General features: G+C 47.8%; 14 protein-coding genes (1 of these 14 cut by a window edge). 6 read left to right on the forward strand and 8 right to left on the reverse strand.

Annotation, left to right across the window (positions count from 1 at the left end; genetic code table 11):
• From IJ22_RS20930 to dnaA, 8 genes are all read right to left on the reverse strand, one after another.
• Positions 1-861, reverse strand: the 5' portion of a protein-coding gene (locus IJ22_RS20930) for an HD-GYP domain-containing protein (RefSeq protein WP_062410190.1). Its footprint begins 210 nt before the window's first position; the window shows 861 of its 1071 coding nt (coding positions 1-861); the start codon lies at positions 859-861; its stop codon lies off the left edge, out of view.
• Positions 862-974: 113 nt separating this feature from the next.
• Positions 975-3455, reverse strand: coding sequence for a DNA gyrase subunit A (gene gyrA / locus IJ22_RS20935; RefSeq protein ID WP_062410191.1), 2481 nt, complete (start codon positions 3453-3455; stop codon positions 975-977).
• A 33-nt stretch (positions 3456-3488) separates the two neighbouring features.
• Positions 3489-5402: a DNA topoisomerase (ATP-hydrolyzing) subunit B gene (gyrB, locus tag IJ22_RS20940; protein ID WP_062410192.1), complete on the reverse strand. Its 1914-nt coding sequence runs from the start codon at positions 5400-5402 to the stop codon at positions 3489-3491.
• 118 nt (positions 5403-5520) lie between these two features.
• Positions 5521-5769 carry an extracellular matrix regulator RemB gene (gene remB / locus IJ22_RS20945; RefSeq protein WP_062411094.1) on the reverse strand — a complete coding sequence of 83 codons (249 nt, stop codon included), beginning with the start codon at positions 5767-5769 and terminating at the stop codon, positions 5521-5523.
• A gap of 39 nt (positions 5770-5808) precedes the next feature.
• Complete coding sequence (gene recF / locus IJ22_RS20950; protein WP_062410193.1) at positions 5809-6915, reverse strand: DNA replication/repair protein RecF; 1107 nt, start codon at positions 6913-6915, stop codon at positions 5809-5811.
• A 92-nt stretch (positions 6916-7007) separates the two neighbouring features.
• Entirely contained in the window at positions 7008-7226 is a 219-nt protein-coding gene (yaaA, locus tag IJ22_RS20955; RefSeq protein WP_062410194.1) for a S4 domain-containing protein YaaA, read from the reverse strand.
• 17 nt (positions 7227-7243) lie between these two features.
• On the reverse strand, positions 7244-8386 hold the full coding sequence (gene dnaN, locus IJ22_RS20960; protein ID WP_062410195.1) for a DNA polymerase III subunit beta: 1143 nt from the start codon (positions 8384-8386) through the stop codon (positions 7244-7246).
• A 213-nt stretch (positions 8387-8599) separates the two neighbouring features.
• Positions 8600-9970, reverse strand: coding sequence for a chromosomal replication initiator protein DnaA (gene dnaA / locus IJ22_RS20965; RefSeq protein WP_062410196.1), 1371 nt, complete (start codon positions 9968-9970; stop codon positions 8600-8602).
• Between the two features lie 555 nt (positions 9971-10525).
• On the opposite strand from dnaA, the gene rpmH reads away from it, so the two are divergent.
• The 6 genes from rpmH (at position 10526) to mnmG (ending at position 16000) form a co-directional block, all read left to right on the forward strand.
• Positions 10526-10660 (forward strand): 50S ribosomal protein L34, encoded by a 135-nt coding sequence (rpmH, locus tag IJ22_RS20970; RefSeq protein ID WP_054816947.1) that lies wholly within the window; start codon positions 10526-10528, stop codon positions 10658-10660.
• Positions 10661-10775: 115 nt separating this feature from the next.
• On the forward strand, positions 10776-11126 hold the full coding sequence (gene rnpA, locus IJ22_RS20975; RefSeq protein ID WP_062411095.1) for a ribonuclease P protein component: 351 nt from the start codon (positions 10776-10778) through the stop codon (positions 11124-11126).
• A gap of 79 nt (positions 11127-11205) precedes the next feature.
• Complete coding sequence (yidC, locus tag IJ22_RS20980) at positions 11206-11973, forward strand: membrane protein insertase YidC (protein ID WP_062411096.1); 768 nt, start codon at positions 11206-11208, stop codon at positions 11971-11973.
• Between the two features lie 30 nt (positions 11974-12003).
• Positions 12004-12624 (forward strand): RNA-binding cell elongation regulator Jag/EloR, encoded by a 621-nt coding sequence (gene jag / locus IJ22_RS20985; RefSeq protein WP_062410197.1) that lies wholly within the window; start codon positions 12004-12006, stop codon positions 12622-12624.
• Between the two features lie 84 nt (positions 12625-12708).
• Positions 12709-14085 (forward strand): tRNA uridine-5-carboxymethylaminomethyl(34) synthesis GTPase MnmE, encoded by a 1377-nt coding sequence (gene mnmE / locus IJ22_RS20990; RefSeq protein ID WP_054816948.1) that lies wholly within the window; start codon positions 12709-12711, stop codon positions 14083-14085.
• A gap of 25 nt (positions 14086-14110) precedes the next feature.
• On the forward strand, positions 14111-16000 hold the full coding sequence (mnmG, locus tag IJ22_RS20995) for a tRNA uridine-5-carboxymethylaminomethyl(34) synthesis enzyme MnmG (protein ID WP_062410198.1): 1890 nt from the start codon (positions 14111-14113) through the stop codon (positions 15998-16000).
• The last annotated feature ends 1 nt before the right edge of the window (position 16001 follow it).

Raw genomic sequence — 16001 nt, forward strand, 5'->3', positions numbered from 1 at the left:
ACCAAAGGATTCATTCAAAAGCTGTTCCAATACCAAATATGGAGAGGCTCCACTCTTATGATAACGATTGGTTTTCATTGCGTGAAAGACATCGGTGATGGCCACAATTTTTGAATATAAATGAATCTTATCACCGCGAACACCCAAGGGATATCCGGATCCATCTTCACGTTCATGATGCTGCAGTGCGCAAAGCTTCACTCCATCGTTAATGGCAGGTACGCTTTTTAACAGATTATAGCCGATAATCGTGTGCTTTTTCATATCTTCTCTTTCAGCAGCATTCAGCGCGCTCGGTTTGAACAAAATCCCCGCGTCCACCTTCGCATTCCCGATATCGTGCAATAATCCGCCCAGCGCTACCGGCATCAAATCTTTAGAAGACAAACCGTGCCACTTGGCCAAATTGTAGGAAGTAAGGCTGACCATAATACTGTTATGATAAATAAAATCACTCAATTGAAAATGTCTTGGACTGAATGTGAGCACATTGTAATCATCAATATGCTGGATCAGCTTTTCCAATGTCGTGCGTATCTCCAGTATCGGCAAGTTTTGACCGCCGGCGTTCGCAATATTATAAACACGCCGCATCAGCTGCAGCATTTTTTCATAATGTTCGTAAAAAGACAAGACCGTCCCTTGTTGTTTTTCATCCAAAGCGGTTTCGTCCGATGAGCTAACGGCTTGTCCATTCTTGGATTCGATTTGAACAGCAGGAATTAAAAACGCTCGAAGTACTTCCAAATCGTGCTCCGAGATGATTTTTCCTTTGCGAAGAAGAACGTTGTTATATTTGGTTAGCACATCTTCAGAGAGTTTCTCGCCGGATTTTAACTGGGAAACGGGGACAGTAGCCATGGAATTCCCTCACTTTACCTTCAGCTCCGCTGAAAAATTATCTTTGTATATATTTTAAACGAAAAAGAATGGGGATGTAAGCCCCATTCTTTAACCCTTGAAGCATAAGACGGTCATTCTTCTGCCGTAATGTCCGGCGTCTCGCCGTCTTCTTCTGTTTCAGGCTGATCTTCATTCTTCTCTACCCGCGCTACGGTGGACACTTCATCCTCATCACGGATATTGATCAGTTTAACCCCTTGTGTATTACGTCCCATCATGGAAATACCCGACATGCTTGTGCGGATAATCGTTCCGAGCGCAGTGATGACCATAAGATCCTCGTCTTCCCGAACAACCTTCAAGCCGACGACCGGGCCGTTCTTTGACGTCACATTGAGTGTTTTTATGCCTTTACCGCCGCGGGACTGCATCCGGTACTCTTCAACCGGAGTCCGTTTACCGTAGCCTTTGGACGTTACGATAAGCACGCTGTTATCCTCTTGAACGACGTCCATATCAATAACGACATCATGATCATCCAGATGAATACCTTTCACTCCGGTAGCCCCCCGACCCATCGGGCGAACATCCTGTTCCGGGAAATGAATGGACATCCCTTGCTTCGTACCCATAATAATCGATTGATTTCCATCCGTCAGCCTCACTCCGATCAGGTCATCGTCTTCACGGAGCGTGATGGCGATCAACCCGCCCTTACGAATATTGGAGTAGTCTTCCAGAGGCGTTTTCTTCACCAAACCGTTCTTGGTTGCAAAGAACAAATATTTATCGGATTCGAAGCTTTCCACAGGAATGACGGCATTTACCGTTTCTCCCTGCTCGATCTGAATCAGATTGATGATCGGCGTTCCTCTGGCCGTACGGCTGAGATCCGGAATTTCATAAGCTTTTAGACGATATACCTTTCCTTTGTTCGTGAAGAACATCAGATAATGGTGTGTATTCGTTACGAACAAATGTTCTACGAAGTCATTATCTTTCGTATCCATACCGATAACGCCCTTACCTCCGCGTCTCTGACTGCGGTAGGTAGTCACCGGCAAACGCTTGATATAGCCAGTATGCGATATCGTAATCACGACTTCGGATTGAGGAATCAGATCTTCATCCTCGATGCTTTCTTCACCGATCGTAATCTCCGAGCGGCGTTCATCACCGAATTTTTCCTTAATTTCATTCAGCTCTTCGCTGATGATATTCAATACCAACTGTTCGTCAGCCAGGATGGCTTTGTACTCGGCAATTTTCTTGAGCAATTCAGCATACTCTTCTTCGATTTTCTCGCGCTCCAAGCCGGTTAAACGCTGCAGACGCATATCGAGAATCGCCTGTGCCTGTTCAAAGCTAAGGCCGAAGCGGTTGATCAGGCCCTCACGGGCATCTTCCGTCGTGCGGGATGAACGGATCAGCGTAATCACTTCATCCAGATGATCCAGCGCAATGCGCAAGCCCTCCAAGATATGCGCACGGGCTTCCGCTTTGCGAAGGTCAAATTCCGTCCGGCGGCGAATGACTTCTTTTTGGTGCTGCAGATAATGGTAAAGCATATCACGAAGATTAAGCACCTTCGGTTCACCGTTTACCAGTGCAAGCATAATGATACCGAAATTGGACTGCATGGCCGTTTGCTTGTACAAATTGTTCAGTACGACATTCGGATTAACGTCACGGCGCAGCTCAATAACGATACGCATTCCGTTGCGGTCCGATTCGTCCCGCAAATCGGTAATGCCGTCGATTTTTTTCTCGCGGACCAGTTCGGCGATTTTTTCGATTAAACGAGCTTTGACGACTTGATAGGGCAGTTCATGAACGATGATTCGCGCTTTGCCGCCGGTTTCCTCGATGGTCGCTCTGGCTCGCATCGTTACGGAACCGCGGCCGGTGGTGTATGCATGTTTAATTCCTTCACGCCCCATAATAAAACCGCCGGTAGGAAAATCGGGTCCTTTGATCGATTGCATCAGATCGAGCGGTGTCACGTCCGGATTTTCAATGAGCTGCTGAACGCCGTTGATGACTTCCGTAAGGTTGTGGGGCGGAATATTGGTTGCCATCCCTACGGCGATACCGGACAATCCGTTGACGAGCAGGTTGGGAAAGCGTGCCGGCAATACGGCGGGTTCCTGCTCCTCACCGTCATAGTTCGGCACAAAATCGATCGTTTCTTTGTTGATGTCGCGAAGCATTTCCATCGCGATTTTGGACAGCCGCGCCTCCGTATAACGCATAGCCGCGGCAGCGTCGCCGTCAATCGAGCCGAAATTTCCGTGGCCATCGACAAGCATATAGCGCAACGAAAAATCCTGCGCCATGCGCACCATGGTTTCATATACGGCAGAGTCACCGTGCGGATGGTATTTACCGATGACCTCGCCAACGATTCTGGCCGATTTCTTATAGGGTTTGTCAGGTGACATGCCCAGCTCCGACATGGCATACAGAATACGCCGATGCACCGGCTTAAGACCGTCTCTGACATCCGGCAGAGCGCGGCTGACAATAATGCTCATCGCGTAATCCATAAAGGAAGTGCGCATTTCCGAGCCGATATCTATTTCTCTAACCTGTGAACGGGATTCTTCCGACAAGATTTTTTACCTCCTACGGTTCATGGCGATGAATTAAATATCCAAGTTTTTGACGTATTTCGCATGCTGCTGAATAAATTCACGCCGCGGCTCAACGTTGTCGCCCATCAGCGTATCGAAGACCAGGTCCGCTTCGATCGCGTCTTGAATGCTTACCTGCAGCAAGGTACGGCTCTCCGGGTCCATCGTCGTCTCCCACAGCTGGCCCGGATTCATTTCTCCAAGCCCCTTGTACCGCTGTACATTCACTTTAGCGCCTTCCCCAAATTCAGCCATAATGGCTTCCCGCTGTTTGTCATTGTAGGCATAACGCACCGTTTTGTTCCGCTCAAGCTTGTAAAGCGGCGGCTGTGCGATGTAGACATATCCAACCTCGATCAGTCTCCGCATGTAGCGGTAGAAGAAGGTGAGAAGCAGCGTCCGAATGTGCGCTCCATCGACGTCGGCATCCGTCATAATAATGATTTTATGGTACCGCGCTTTTGAAATGTCGAAATCATCGCCGATCCCTGTGCCAAGCGCCGTAATGATCGCGCGAATTTCCGCATTGGATAAAATTTTGTCCAGCCGCGCTTTTTCCACGTTGAGAATCTTGCCGCGTAGCGGCAGGATCGCCTGAAAATGCCGGTCGCGTCCTTGCTTGGCCGAGCCGCCGGCGGAGTCCCCTTCGACGATGTACACTTCGCTGATGGAAGTATCCTTAGAAGAACAATCGGCCAGCTTGCCAGGCAAAGAGCTCACTTCAAGGGCGCTTTTGCGGCGCGTCAGCTCTCTCGCTTTTCTTGCCGCTTCGCGGGCTCTTTGCGCCTGTACGCCTTTTTCTACGATTTTTTTTGCAATGGACGGATTCTCATCCAGGAACTCCTGGAGCTTCTCCGCAAAAAGCGATTCCACGATACCGCGAACCTCGCTGTTCCCGAGCTTCGTCTTCGTCTGGCCCTCAAATTGCGGATCCGGAATCTTGACCGAAATAATGGCTGTCAAGCCTTCGCGCACGTCATCGCCGGACAGATTGGCATCGTTATCCTTAATCGCATTGTTTTTACGGGCATAATCGTTTAAAACTCGTGTAAGCGCACTTTTGAATCCGGATTCGTGTGTACCGCCCTCATGCGTATTGATATTATTCGCAAACGAATAAATGTTCTCCGTATAGCTGTCGTTATACTGAAGGGCGACTTCGACATGAATATTGTCTTTATCTCCTTCGACGTAGATCGGAGGCTGGTGCAAAGCTTCCCGCGTACGGTTCAAATATTCAACAAAGGAGACGATCCCTCCTTCGTATTTGAACGTGTGGGACTCATTCGAACGCTCATCCGTCAGCGTAATTTCGATCCCTTTATTCAAGAATGCAAGCTCCCGGATACGGGATTGAAGCGTATCGAAATCGTATTCGGTTGTTTCCGTGAATATTTCTTCATCGGGCCAGAACGTCACCTGCGTTCCGGTTTCCTCCGTCTCCCCGATAATCCTTACGTCATACTGGGGAATGCCGCAGCTGAATTCTTGTTCATGGATTTTACCGTCGCGTTTCACCCGGACAATCAATTTCTTGGACAAAGCGTTCACGACGGATACGCCTACACCGTGCAAACCGCCGGATACTTTGTAACCCTCACCGCCGAATTTGCCGCCTGCATGAAGCACGGTAAGCACGACCTCCAAGGTCGGACGCTTGAGCTTCGGATGCTCCCCGACCGGGATGCCGCGCCCGTTATCAATAACCGTTACGCTGTTGTCCCGATGAACAATCACATCAATTTTCGTGCAATATCCGGCTAGTGCTTCGTCGATACTATTATCGACGACTTCCCATACCAAGTGATGAAGGCCTCGGCTACTCGTGGATCCGATGTACATCCCCGGTCGTTTGCGAACCGCCTCTAGACCTTCAAGCACCTGAATTTGACTTTCATCATAGCTTGTACCTGGATTTACAGACATGCAGACACCCACTTTTCCGTAGTAAAAAGAGTAAATCTCTCCTGAACATGCGCTGTCAAGGAGGAAATCTCATTTATTATGTTCAACTAGCTGATGAAATCGCGGAGCGACATGGTCTCTAGTTCGTTAACAAATGATGCGCCCGTTTTTTCAAAGTCATGGACGATATCGGAGAGTAATAGACTTTTGTATGTGTCACAACAAGGGATTTGCTTTCCTCGTCGCCAATCACTTCCACGCGCTTTTCCTTATTGGCATAGGTGACAAATTGCTTGGATATTTTGGAAGATTTCTCGATCGACAGGTCAAAAATGGCGACAAGCTCCGATGCGCGAATAATTTTTTCGCCGCCCAAATGAATGAACATGCTGACCCACTCCTTCCCGGCAAAACGATGGCAATCCATTTATGTTAAGCTTCCGTCTCGAACATGGATGACAGAAGCGTTTTCCAGTTTTGACAAATCTATGCTTTCAATGCCGGTTGTCGTAATGAAGGTTTGCACCTTCCGTTGGAACGTCTCAATAAGCTGGGTTTGACGATATCGGTCAAGCTCTGACAACACATCATCGAGCAAAAGCAGGGGATATTCCCCGACTTCTTCGCAGATGAGCTCGATTTCGGCCAGTTTAAGCGAAAGGGCCGTTGTTCGCTGCTGCCCCTGGGAACCGAACGTTTGTACCTCTTTATCATTAATGTAAAAGCGGAGATCGTCGCGGTGCGGTCCTGCCAGCGTGACGCCGCGGCGGATTTCCTGATCCTTCACCTGTGATAACTTTATCATAAATCGGTCAAATAAGACAGCTTCTTCTTCTTCAAGAGCGTTGGCAAAGGCACTGTCATACTCAATTCGAAGCCGTTCCATGCCATTGGTGATGCCGGCATGTATCTTTTCCGCCCATATTTGCAGCTTCTTTATAAAGCTTTGACGTTTTTTCATTATTTTAATACCAAATTGAGCAAGCTGCTCATTCCAAACTTCAAGAAGGGGAGCGTCGCCGGAGGATGAGAACAGCTGCTTCAAGTAATTGTTCCGCTGCTGCAGTACTTTGTTGTACTGGGAGAGATCGTATAAATACGCAGGATGCACCTGTCCGATTTCCATATCGAGAAAACGTCGGCGGACGCTTGGAGACCCTTTGACGATCTCTAAATCCTCAGGCGCAAACATGACAACGTTCAAAGCTCCTATAAAGTGGCTAAGTCTTTTTTGCTCCAGCCCATTGATTTTGGCACGTTTGCCTTGCTGCGATATGATCAGATCCAATTGCAGCGTACCATACCGTTTTTCAATCTCCGCATGTAAACTGGCCTTTTTTTCGTTCCAGCGAATCAGCTCTTTATCCTGGTTGGTCCGATGGCTCTTGGTAAGCGCGAGCACGAAAATCGATTCCAGCAAATTCGTTTTTCCCTGTGCATTCGGTCCAACGATGATGTTCACCATCCGGTCGGTTTGGAATTCGACCTGCTCGTAATTGCGATAATGCTGCACTAACAGCCTTTTTAATTGCAAGACGGTTCCTCCTGAGTGCTTTGCGTAGCAAAGCCTGCTTCATAAGCAATCGCGGGGCTTTGCCGAACAAAGCCTTCTGCCAAAGTCGGCGGTTATGTCGGCCCATCGACCTGAAACTCGCCGCAGCCCGCCACCTTAATGATATCGCCCGGAACCAGCTTGCGGCCCCGTCGATGTTCCGGTTCTCCATTGACAAAGATTTCGGTTTCCTGAAGAAAACTTTTGGCCTGACCTCCGGTAGAAATGCAATCGGCCAGCTTCAAAAATTGACCAAGGGTTATATAGTCCGTGCTTATGCCCACTTTTTTCATACGGATTATCCTTCTTTCTAGCCCGTAGTCCGGTAGGGCAGGATCAGCTGCAGCAGGCTGGAGTTCTCATTCGGCCTGATGATAATCGGCTGCATAGCGCCGGTAAAGCCGATATGAATCTGTTCGCTGTCCATGACCTTTAAGGCATCGAGCATATATTTGGAGTTAAAGGAAATGCGCAGCAGTTCCCCCTTCATGCTTGAAGTCATCAACTCTTCGGTCACTTTTCCAAGCTCAGAAGAGGTAGAAGAAATCTCGATTGATTGGTCCTCAAGCATCATCAGCTTGACGATGTTGCTTTTGTCCTCTCTGGATAGGAGGTAGGCGCGGTCAATCGCATCGATCAATTCATTCGTATTGACGACAATTTCCGTTTGATAGAATTGCGGAATGAGCTTCGACGTATCCGGATATGTCCCTTCTAGAATCCGGGTATAAAACAAGATGGAATTGATTTGGAACAGCACTTGATTTTCGGCAAAAACGACATCGATCAGCGTGTTCTGGTCCGGTAATATTTTGGCAAGCTCGTTTAACGTTTTTCCGGAAATGGTTACATTGTTAAGCGTCATGCCTTCTTCCGTATCGATATTCGTTTCGCGGCTCGCTAACCGGTGACGGTCACATGCGGTGAATTTCAGTTTTCCGTCTGTAATGGTCCATAAAATTCCAGTGAGCACGGGAGTAGCTTCATTCGTTGAAACGGCAAACGAAGTTTGCTTGATCATCGTTTTCAGCAGGTCGCTAGGAATTTGGATCCGTTTATTCTCCTCGATGCCGGGCATAATCGGATATTCCTCCGGATCGAGACCCACAAGCTGAATTTCCGATGAACCCGAACGAATCGTCGTTTGAAAATGGTCTTTAACCTCAATTTCTACCTGCTGCGCCGGCAGTTTACGTATAATCTCCACAAAAAATTTGGAAGGAAGGACAACGCTGCCGGATTGTTTAAGATCAATGACCTGTATTTCATTATCCTCGGCAGGAATAAAGCTTTGGATCGAAATATCGGTATCGCTGGCTGTCAGTATCATTCCGCTGGAATCGACGTCTATTTTGATCCCGTTTAAGATGGGAATGGTCGTTCTGCTTGAGATGGCTTTAGAAACGTGACCGATGGATTCATTCAAATATTGCTTCAGTACCGTTAATTTCATGTATGTCACTCCTACTGGTTCTAATCGGGAAACGATGGGCATATACTTCTATATTACATTTTTTTTTTAATTAGTAATAGTAGTAGGGAGCCGGGATATGTGGATATGTGAGTGAATAAGGCAAAAAGAAGGCCTATCCACATGTGTATAAGATTGTGCATAGGCCTTCTTTTATGCAGCTGTGGATAAGACGTTCATCGCATCGTTTCCCGTTTACATCGTTACGTTTCTGATTTTTTCTGTAATGTTCTGAATGATTTTGAATAATTCCTGATCTACTTTCAGTGCTTCGCTTATTTTCTCATGCGCATGAATAACCGTCGTATGATCTCGTCCACCGAATGCCTCCCCGATCTTCGGCAGTGAGAAATCCGTCATCTCCCGAGCCAGGTACATGGCAATTTGTCTTGGAAAAGCTACGGTTTTGGTCCGTTTACGCGCTTTGAAATCCTCGATTTTCATGCCGTAGAATTCGCCGACCTTTTGTTGGATATCCTGTATCGTAATCACTCTTGGACGGCTGCTTGGAATAATGTCCTTCAGCGCTTCGGCGGCCAAATGCGATGTAATGTCCTCGTTAATTAAAGAAGAGTAAGCCACCACACGGATTAATGCGCCTTCCAGCTCCCGAATGTTCGAATCGATCTGATTGGCGATGTAAACCATGGCTTCATTGGGAATGTCGAGATTTTCAGCTTTCGCCTTTTTGCGCAATATCGCAATCCGCGTCTCCAGGTCCGGAGGCTGAATATCGGTGATCAGACCCCATTCAAAGCGTGAGCGGAGACGCTCTTCAAGCGTCGGAATCTCCTTGGGCGGCCGATCGCTGGAAATGATGATCTGCTTGCGTTCTTCATGCAAAGCGTTGAACGTGTGGAAAAATTCCTCTTGCGTTTGTTCTTTTCCGGCTAGGAACTGAATATCATCTATAAGCAGTACATCGATATTGCGGTATTTGTTGCGGAAGCTTTCGCCGCGGTTGTCACGGATGGCATTGATGAATTCGTTCGTGAATTTCTCGGACGAGATATAGAGCACGCGTGCACTGGGGTTATGCTCAAGAACATAGTGGCCGATGGCATGCATAAGGTGCGTTTTGCCTAATCCCACGCCTCCATACAGAAACAGCGGATTATACGCTTTGGCCGGCGCTTCCGCAACCGCGAGCGATGCCGCGTGGGCAAACCGGTTTCCTGCACCGATGACGAACGTATCGAACGTATATTTCGGGTTCATCATATGACTGAACGTTTCCTCCGGAGCAGAGGCTTGATGTGCTTTGGCCGGAGCAGCAGCCGATGCTGCTGATATGCTGGGCGGTTCAGGCTGTTCTTCGGATTCAATGATGAATTTGAGCTCGACTTGTTTGCCGGTATAATCGTAAACCGCTTCTTTAATATGTTTGGTATAGCGGTTTTCCAGCCAGTCGCGCGCGAAATTGTTCGGGGTACAAATCGTTACCGTGGTATCGTTAAATACGACAGCTCTTGTGGAGGTAAGCCACGTTTCGTAGCTCGGTTTGCTCACCCTTTTTTGCAATATGGATAATACTTGCTGCCACTGGTCGTTAGGATGGCTTTCCACAATCTATTCACTCCCTTAAAAAAATAACCGGTGTGGCGTAAGCCGCGACCCTGTAGAAAAAAAGCGGTGAGTTGTCGAAACTATCCACAATATGCAGAAAGTCGATAACCCAATTATACATAAGCCGTGTAAATTGTTCACAAAGATATCCACAGGCTGTTGATAAAGTTGTTGAAAAGTAATCGTATCCACAACAGAAAACATATTCATGATATCAAAAAAGACCCTGATAAGCAACGAAATGTTAAGATTTATCCACATACCCTACAACTTGTATGTATGACTTATCAACAGCACTATATATTGTTTATAATGTGTTCATAATTCGACAAAATCGGAGAAATTCCGATTATTTTTATTCACAAGTGGATAACCGGTTGGATTTTTATTTATTCTATATGTTAGTCATTGACGGCGGATGGACCGAAACTTTCCTGGCAGATGTTGTTTGAAGGCAGTGAGGGGATCCGAGTTGACTTTTATTGTGAAAATGTGCTTTAATGTTTAAAGGTATTTTTGGGATTGGAACAAATCCTTCGAGGAGGTGCACGATAGATGAAACCGACATATAAACCGAACGTCCGTAAACACAAGAAAGTACATGGCTTCCGTAAGAGAATGAGCACGAAGAATGGTCGCAAAGTACTTGCAGCTCGCCGTCAAAAAGGAAGAAAAGTATTGAGCGCATAAGGGCGTAAGACCACTGATAGGTGGTCTTTTTTGTTATTATGGACCGGAATCGTCTGATTTGGATAATGATCATGTGAGTTTGCCGCTATTGGGGCTGATAATGGAGCGTGCGTTCGTGGAGAAAAAGAACCGACTGACGAAAAGAGAATATTTCGATAAAGTTTATCGCCACGGCAAGTCGACTGCGAACCACCAATTTGTACTTTATTATAAAGCCCGCCCGGAGCAGGAAACCTTTCGTCTTGGGGTGTCGGTCAGCAAAAAGCTCGGAAACGCCGTCGTCCGAAACCGTATCCGGCGTATGTTGAAAGAGATTGTAAGGCTTAACGCAGCCCGAATTCCGGGGGGATACGATCTGATCATCATCGCTCGTAAGCCGGCTGCCGAGATGGATTACCATGATATGGAGAAAAGTGTGCTTCATGTGCTCAAACGCGCGTCTCTTCTGGTTCGTAAAGAGAGATGATACGCAGCGATTAGTTTCTTTGTGCCTGAAGATATGATATAGTTTAGAATGGAAAAGATGAAGCTGGGAGGATATGATTTTGACGCGTCGATTATTGAAATACATTCCGCTTTTATTCGTATTTTTACTGCTTGCGGGATGCAGCCCGGCGAATGCGCCGATTGACCGGGAAAACAGCTTTTGGGACAAGTGGTTTGTCGGTCCTCTCTCGGATGGGCTGGATTGGTTTGCACACATGCTTTGGGGCTCTTACGGGTTGTCCATTCTTGTTGTAACGATTATTATCCGGTTCATCATATTACCGCTTACGCTAAAACAATATCGCAGTTCGAAACGGATGCAGGAATTGCAGCCCGAGTTGAAGAAGATTAAAGACAAATACAAAGACGACGCCAAAAAACAGCAGGAAGAAACGATGAAGCTGTTTCAAAAGGAAGGCGTGAATCCGCTTGCCGGATGTTTTCCGATTCTCATACAGATGCCGATCCTGATTGCTTTGTATGCCGCGATCATGCGCAATGGACATATCGGTGAACATACTTTCCTTTGGATGCAGCTTGGAACGAAGGATCCTTATTATATATTGCCTCTGCTTGCAGCGGTCACGACATATTTGCAACAAAAAATGATGTCTTCGCAGACGCCTCCGCAGATGCAAAGCCTGATGATTATATTCCCGGTGCTTATCTTTGTCATGGCGATGAATTTTGCGTCGGCCCTCCCGTTATACTGGGTTTACAGTAACATTTTCACGATCGTTCAAACTTATTTCATATATAAGCCGGGTAAAGCACAACCAGCTGTAGCAACGGCAGAAGCTAAACCGAAATCGAAAAAGAAAAAATAATTTCATTACTCTTCAGTTAAGGGTGATCGGATGACGAAGAAAATCGTGGTAACAGGTAAAACGATCGATGAAGCAGTAAATAACGGGCTTCAGCAGCTGGGGACAACCGAGAACCGAGTCCATGTGAATGTGCTGGAGCAGCCTGCCAAAGGTTTGTTCGGACTCTTCGGGGCTAAGGAGGCGAAGGTAGAATTGACTTTGCTTCCGGATGCGATCGAAGAAGCGGTCTTGTTCCTTGAGGATGTGTTTCGTTCCATGAAGCTTGATGTTCGGATTGAGCAAAAACAGGACAAGGAAGTTACGGAGCTGCACCTGCACGGCTCGGAGCTCGGCATGCTGATCGGGCGGCGAGGGCAGACGCTTGATGCGCTGCAATATCTGGTCAACATTGTAGCCAACCGGTACTCTGACCGGCATTTGCGCATTGTGCTGGATGCCGAGCAATTCCGTGAGCGAAGGAAAAAAACACTGCAGGAGCTTGCCGATCGTTTGGCCGATCGCGTCATCCGTACCAGAAAAGAAGTCGTTCTCGAACCGATGTCTCCTCAGGAACGTAAAATCATTCATTCGCAGCTTCAACATCATCCGAAAGTCCGCACGTTCAGCCGGGGAGATGAGCCCAATCGCCGTGTCGTGATTGTTTTACGCTGATTACCACATGCAATGATGTCATGTTCGTATGACTTCATTGCTTTTTCTTTAGTATTGAAGCTTACAAATAATTGAGGTGCAACCATGATTCAGGATACCATAGCGGCGATTGCCACTCCGATGGGGGAAGGGGGGATCGCGGTCATTCGCGTCAGCGGAGACCAAGCCGTTCGGATCAGTGAACGTATTTTTAAAGGAAAAAAGAAGCTTAGCGAAGTACCTTCGCATACGGTACATTACGGTCATATTGTGGACCCGGACACCGGGGCAAGAACGGAGGAAGCGCTGGTAACGGTGATGCGGGCTCCGAGATCCTTCACCAAAGAGGATGTAGTGGAGATCAGCTGCCATGGGGGATTCGTCTCCGTGCGGAAAGTGCTGGACCTGCTTCTGGGGAACGGGGCTCGGCTGGCAGAGCCGGGGGAATTCACAAAACGTGCTTTTCTCAATGGGAGAATTGATTTGTCCCAGGCCGAGGCGGTTATCGATTTAATCCGGGCGAAATCCGATCGTGCCTTCCGAATCGCTTTGAAGCAGTCCGAAGGAACCTTATCGAAGAGAATCAAAGAGCTTCGTCATCGTTTGGTTGAGCTGATGGCTCATATCGAAGTGAATATCGACTATCCCGAGCATGACGTAGAAGAAATGACGAACGCCTATATTAAAAACAAGTGTTCGGAGGCGATGACGGATATCGACGGGCTGCTGAGTACAGCGGAACAGGGAAAAATTTTGCGCGAGGGCCTTGTTACGGCGATCGTCGGGCGCCCCAATGTAGGAAAATCGTCGCTGCTTAATGCTCTGGCACAAGAAGAGAGGGCTATTGTTACCGATATTGCGGGTACGACAAGAGATGTTGTGGAAGAATATGTGCATGTAGGTGGTATTCCGCTAAAACTGCTCGATACGGCCGGGATCCGCGAAACATCGGATATTGTTGAGAAAATTGGCGTGGAGAAATCCCGTCAGGCGCTGGCCGATGCCGATCTCATTCTGCTGGTGTTCAATGGGGCGGAGCGATTGCAGCCGGATGAGCTGCAGTTGATCGAACAGCTGAAGGGACGTCAGGTGATCGCAATTATCAACAAGCTTGACCTGCCTCAGCAGCTGGAACAGCATATACTGGTCGATGCGTTCGGCGAAGAGCGGGTCGTCCGGATGTCGCTGTTGTCGGATCAAGGCATCGCCGATTTGGAGAAAGCCATCGCAGGGTTATTCTTCAGCGGTCAGGTTGAATCCAGCGATTTGACTTATGTAAGCAACGCGCGGCATATTCATTTGCTGAAACAGGCCCGGACAGCTCTTTCGGAAGCTTATTCAGCCGCGGAATCGTTCGTGCCGATCGATATGATTCAGATTGATATTCGAAACGCCTGGGAGCACCTGGGGGAAATTATAGGAGATTCCGTGAGCGATTCTTTGATAGATCAGATTTTTTCACAGTTTTGCTTAGGTAAATAAGATCACTTGTTAGGAGGTCGGATCGATGAGTTATGTAGCGGGAGAATATGATGTTATTGTTATCGGTGCAGGCCATGCAGGCGTCGAGGCGGCCTTGGCGGCAGCGCGTATGGGATGTGAAACGCTGGTGCTGACGATTAATCTGGATATGATTGCGTTTATGCCCTGCAATCCCTCGATCGGCGGACCGGCCAAGGGCCATGTTGTGCGCGAGATTGATGCCCTTGGAGGCGAAATGGGCCGCAACATTGATAAGACCTATATTCAAATGCGGATGCTGAATACCGGGAAGGGTCCAGCAGTTCATGCTTTGCGCGCGCAAGCCGATAAATTTCTGTATCAGCATACCATGAAAGAAACGTTGGAGAAACAAGAACGGTTAACGCTTCGCCAGGGGATGGTGGAGGAACTGATTGTCGAGGACGGGGTATGCAAGGGAGTCATCACCAAGACTGGAGCACGGTATCTGGGCAAGGCAGTTGTATTGACGACAGGAACGTACCTTCGCGGCAAAATCATCATGGGCGAGCTGATGTATGAGAGCGGTCCGAACAATCAGCAGCCGGCCGTTAAGTTGTCGGAGAGTCTGCGCAAACACGGACTGGAGCTGGTCCGGTTTAAAACCGGTACGCCGCCGCGGGTGCATAAGGACACCATTGATTTTTCAAAAACCGAAATTCAGCCGGGGGATGAAAAACCTAAATTTTTCTCTTATGAAACGACGGAAGAGGTTCCAAATCAACTGCCGTGCTGGTTAACGTATACATCTGCAGAGACACATCAAATTATTAACGATAATTTGCATCGCGCTCCAATGTTTTCTGGAGCGATTGAAGGCACGGGTCCAAGATATTGTCCGTCGATTGAAGACAAAATTGTGCGTTTCAGCGACAAACCGAAGCATCAAATCTTCCTGGAGCCGGAAGGAAGGAACACCAAAGAATATTACGTGCAGGGTCTGTCGACAAGTATGCCCGAGGATGTTCAGCTTAGAATTCTGCGTTCAATCCCTGGCCTGGAAAAGGTAGAGATGATGCGGACGGGCTACGCGATTGAATATGATGCGGTGATTCCGACGCAGTTATATCCGTCTCTTGAGACAAAGGTAGTGAAGGGGCTTTTCACCGCTGGACAAATCAACGGTACGTCCGGTTATGAAGAAGCGGCGGGGCAGGGAATTATGGCTGGAATTAATGCCGCCCGTAAGGTTCAAGGTAAAGAACCTGTGATCCTTGATCGTTCCCAAGCTTATATCGGCGTTTTGATCGATGATCTGGTAACGAAGGGAACCAATGAACCTTACCGATTGTTGACTTCCCGCGCGGAGTACCGGCTTCTTCTTCGTCATGACAATGCCGATCTGCGTCTGACTCCCATTGGGTATGAGATCGGACTCATATCCCAAACGCGCTATGAACGGTTCCAAGACAAGGTGAAGAAGGTTGAGGAAGAGATCGAACGCCTCAAAACGACGAAAGTGAAGCCGACACCGGAGGTACAGCAGATGCTCACCTCATTAGGGAGTGCCGTTTTGAATAACTCTGTCGACATGCTTTCGCTGCTTCGTCGTCCGGAGGTTACTTATGAGCATCTTCATGCGCTCTCGCCGGCTCCTTATGAACTGACGGAAGATATGAAAGAGCAGGTCGAAATCCAGGTCAAATACAGCGGTTATATCGAAAAGCAATTGGCTCATGTAGAACGGCTGCGTAAAATGGAGAAAAAACGGATTCCGGAAGATATCATTTATGAAGAAGTCCATGGCCTTGCAACAGAAGCGAAGCAGAAGCTGGCCAAAATCCGGCCGATATCGATCGGGCAAGCTTCTCGAATTTCCGGCGTGACGCCTGCGGATATTTCTATCCTACTGGTTTATTTGGAGCAATATAACAAAGTACTCGCAGCCAGAGGATAAC

This window comes from Paenibacillus naphthalenovorans (genome assembly GCF_001465255.1).
In the GTDB taxonomy this organism is placed as follows: domain Bacteria; phylum Bacillota; class Bacilli; order Paenibacillales; family NBRC-103111; genus Paenibacillus_G; species Paenibacillus_G naphthalenovorans.